Source organism: Streptomyces sp. NPDC055078 (genome assembly GCF_053607985.1).
Window position 1 is genome coordinate 1 of the sequence record NZ_JBSGUP010000763.1, and the last position, 3686, is coordinate 3686.

At 69.5% G+C, this 3686-nt stretch carries 4 protein-coding genes; all 4 read left to right on the forward strand.

Annotated elements, in window-relative coordinates:
- Positions 1–155: 155 nt before the first annotated feature.
- The 4 genes from ACWF94_RS36245 to ACWF94_RS36260 all read left to right on the forward strand — a co-directional run bounded on the left by ACWF94_RS36245 (position 156) and on the right by ACWF94_RS36260 (position 3581).
- On the forward strand, positions 156–857 hold the full coding sequence (locus ACWF94_RS36245) for an HNH endonuclease family protein (protein ID WP_453498749.1): 702 nt from the start codon (positions 156–158) through the stop codon (positions 855–857).
- A 118-nt stretch (positions 858–975) separates the two neighbouring features.
- On the forward strand, positions 976–1185 hold the full coding sequence (locus ACWF94_RS36250) for a hypothetical protein (RefSeq protein ID WP_453498752.1): 210 nt from the start codon (positions 976–978) through the stop codon (positions 1183–1185).
- 112 nt (positions 1186–1297) lie between these two features.
- The gene (locus ACWF94_RS36255) at positions 1298–1894 is read left to right on the forward strand and encodes an HhH-GPD-type base excision DNA repair protein (protein ID WP_453498755.1); all 597 of its coding nucleotides are present in this window, start codon (positions 1298–1300) and stop codon (positions 1892–1894) included.
- Positions 1895–2036: 142 nt separating this feature from the next.
- Entirely contained in the window at positions 2037–3581 is a 1545-nt protein-coding gene (locus tag ACWF94_RS36260) for a M28 family metallopeptidase (RefSeq protein WP_453498757.1), read from the forward strand.
- Positions 3582–3686: the final 105 nt, after the last annotated feature.

Sequence of the window (3686 nt, forward strand, 5' to 3'; positions counted from 1 at the left end):
CGCCGCCCCCGTACGCCCGCGCCGCCCAGGCCCGCGAGCGCCGTCCCCGTACGCCTGGCCCGCTCCCCTCGCCCGGGGGAAAAATCCGCTCCTACGGGTGGAGTAGCCGCCGTACACATACGGTCCCGTGGCACTTTCCGACTATCAAACCGAGCATGACCAAGCACACCGGACGCGCCGTGATGGCTCTGTCCGCCCTGTCCGCGCTGTCCGTCCTGTCTGGTGCCCTGCTCCCCGTACTGGGGGCCGGCCCCGCCCACGCCGTACGGGCGGACGTCCACCAGCTCGAAGACGCCATCTCGATCATGCTCACGGCCGACGAGAACCGTTCGGGCTATTCGAGCGCCGCCTTCCCCCACTGGAACAAGGGGCGGGACACCACCGACAAGTGCTCCACCCGCGAGGAGGTCCTGATCGCGGAGGCCATCGAGGCACCGGAGGTCGCCGACGCCGACTGCGCCGTCAAGGGCGGCAAGTGGCTCTCCTACTACGACGAGCAGACCGTCACCAACCTCAAGAGCCTGGACGTCGACCATGTCGTCCCGCTCGCCGAGGCATGGGGCTCGGGCGCCTCCGCCTGGTCCCCGGCCCGCCGGGAGGCGTACGCCAACGACCAGGACGCCCCGGCCACGCTGACCGCGGTGAACAAGCGGGTCAAGCGGGAGAAGGGCGACCGGGACCTCACCGGCTGGCTGCCCGCCACCAACCCGGTGCAGTGCCGGTACATCGCCGACTGGGTGGGGACCAAGCTGCGCTGGGGGCTGTCCACCGACAAGGAGGAGCTGGAGGTGCTGAAGCTGTTCGCCGACGGCCCCTGCGAGAGCACGGTGATCCTCTACACCCCGGCCCCCGCGTAGCCCCACTACTCCGATCGGGTGAATAGCCCGCGCTCACCGCTCCACGCCGTGACCTCCGCACCGGTCCTATGGATACACCGGACGACGGGTTAGGACCGAACAGACAGGCGAAACCGACATGAAGACCAAATTAACCCTTACCGCTCTGGGTGCGCTGGCGCTGTCCGCCGCTCTCCCCACCGCGTCCGCGTCCGCCGACGAGACCCACATCAAATCGCACAACGGCCACCACATCACCCTGCTCTCGATCGGCGAGATCGACGACCCGATGGAGGATGTGCTGGAGCACGCGGCGATCCTCGGCGAGAATTCCACGGTCACCAGCTGAACCCCCGCCCCAGGCCCTTTCCGCCCCGGGCGGAAGGGGCCCCGGCTCCCCGACGACGACTCCGCCGCGCGGCTCACTGGCGGCGCACCCCGCCCCGGGTGATCATCGGACTATGAGTCCCGAGATCCACATCGCCCAGCAGCCCGAAGCCGATGAACTGCTCGGGCGCAGTCCGCTCGCCGCGCTCGTCGGAATGCTGCTCGACCAGCAGGTCCCGATGGAGTGGGCGTTCTCCGGCCCGTACACCATCGCACGGCGCATGGGCGCCGACGACCTCGACGCGGGCGCCATCGCCGCCTACGACCCCGAGGCGTTCGCGGACCTGCTGAAGGAGAAACCCGCCGTCCACCGCTACCCGGGGAACATGGCCAAACGAGTGCAGTCGCTCTGCCGCCACCTGGTCGACGAGTACGGCGGTGACGCGGGCGCCGTGTGGCGCGACGCCGCCGACGGCGCGGAACTGCTCGCCCGGCTCAGGGCGCTGCCCGGCTTCGGCGAGCAGAAGGCCAAGATCTTTCTCGCCCTGCTGGGCAAGCGGTACGGCGTACGGCCGCGGGGCTGGCGGGAGGCGGCCGGAGCGTACGGCGAGGAGGGCTCCTACCGCTCGGCGGCCGATATCACCGGGCCCGAGTCCCTCGCCAAGGTGCGCGCCCACAAGCAGGAGATGAAGCGCGCGGCGAAGGAGGCCACATCCGCCAACGACGGCTGATCTCGGCCCAGTTGGCATGAATCCGCTGACTCACTGGTGCCAATGAGACGAATTGATACGTGAGTTGGGGCACAGGCGTTCACAGAGCCACCGGGACATCGCTAGCTTCCCTTGAACCCTGTCCACACCGGGAAGGAACTCTGTGAAGGCAACCCGTCGCAGAGCCGTGGCCACCCTGGCCACCGCCGCACTCGCGACCCCGCTCCTGCTGGCATCCGCCTCCCCCTCCGCCGCGCACCGCCACGACCCCGGTCAGCAGGCGGCGAAGCTGGCGCAGAAGCTGGTCGCCAAGGCGTCCGCTCAGGATGCCCGCAAGCACCTGGAGAAGTTCCAGCAGATAGCCGACACGACCGACGGCAACCGCGCCGCCGGCACCCTCGGCCACGACGCGTCAGCCGCGTATGTCTATCTCCAGATGAAGAAGTACGGCTACGACGTCCGGTACGAGCCCTTCGACTTCATGTTCGTCGAGACGCTCGCCGAGAAGCTCTCCGTGGTCTCGCCCGCGCCCCGCGAGATCACCATCAACGCGATGGACTACACCAAGTCGACCCCGGTCGGCGGCATCAAGGCCGATGTCGCCGCCGTACCGGTGGACGAGACCACCGGCTGCGAGGCCGGTGACTACGCCTCCGCCACCTTCACCGGCAAGATCGCGCTGATCAAGCGCGGCGGCTGCACCTTCGCCCAGAAGCAGGCGACGGCGGCGGGCGCGGGCGCGGTCGGCGCGATCGTCTACAACAACACCGCGGGCGCGATGGGCGGCACGCTCGGCGATATCGCCTCGGCCAAGATCCCGACCGGCGGCATCACCCAGGCGGAGGGCGAGAAACTCGTCGCGGACCTCGCGCAAGGGCCGGTGAACGTCTCCTTCGAGATCCGCCAGCTCCAGCAGAAGCGCACCACCCACAATGTCATCGCCGAGACGCGCACGGGCAACGCGGCCGACACCGTGATGCTCGGCTCGCACCTCGACTCGGTCCTCGAAGGCCCGGGCATCAACGACAACGGCTCCGGCTCCGCCGGGCTGCTGGAGGTCGCCGAGGAACTGGCGAAGGCGGAGAAGCGCCCCGCCAACAAGGTCCGCTTCGCCTGGTGGTCGGCCGAGGAGAACAATCTGCTCGGCTCCAAGGCGTATGTCGCGGGCCTCAGCTCCCTCGGCAAGAAGGAGATCAAGCTCTATCTCAACTTTGACATGATCGCCTCGCCCAACTACGGCCTCTTCGTCTACGACGGCGACAACTCCGACGGCGTCGGCGCGGGCCCCGGCCCCGAGGGCTCCGCCCAGCTCGAACGCGACATCAACGAGTTCCTCGACGGTCGCGGCACCCCGCACGAGGGCACCGACTTCACCGGCCGCTCCGACTACGGCCCCTTCATCGAGGTCGGCATCCCCTCCGGCGGCACCTTCACCGGCGCGGAGGGCGTCAAGACGGCGGCCCAGGCGGTGAAGTTCGGCGGCACGGCGGGCCTCGCCTACGACCCGAACTACCACGCCAAGGGCGATGACATCAGCAACATCAACATGACCGCGTTCGGCGTCAACATCGGCATCATCGCCAACGCCGTCGGCACCTACACGCACGATCTCAGCTCCCTGCGCAAGCCGGTCACCACGGTGCCGACCCAGCCGGGCACCGGCAGCGGCGGCGGCCTCCACGACGGCCACGCGGACATCACCGAGTAGCCCCACCCCCGCACGTCCCCCTGCCCGGGCACCTTTCGGGGTGCCCGGCCAGGGGCCACCACCCACCACCCCGCCCCGAACGCGGGCCGTCCGGCGGGGCTCTGC

Coding starts and splice junctions, on each gene's coding strand:
- ACWF94_RS36255 (WP_453498755.1), top strand. CDS start 1,298: ATGAGTCCCGAGATCCACATCGCCCAGCAGCCCGAAGCCGATGAACTG.
- ACWF94_RS36250 (WP_453498752.1), top strand. CDS start 976: ATGAAGACCAAATTAACCCTTACCGCTCTGGGTGCGCTGGCGCTGTCC.
- ACWF94_RS36245 (WP_453498749.1), top strand. CDS start 156: ATGACCAAGCACACCGGACGCGCCGTGATGGCTCTGTCCGCCCTGTCC.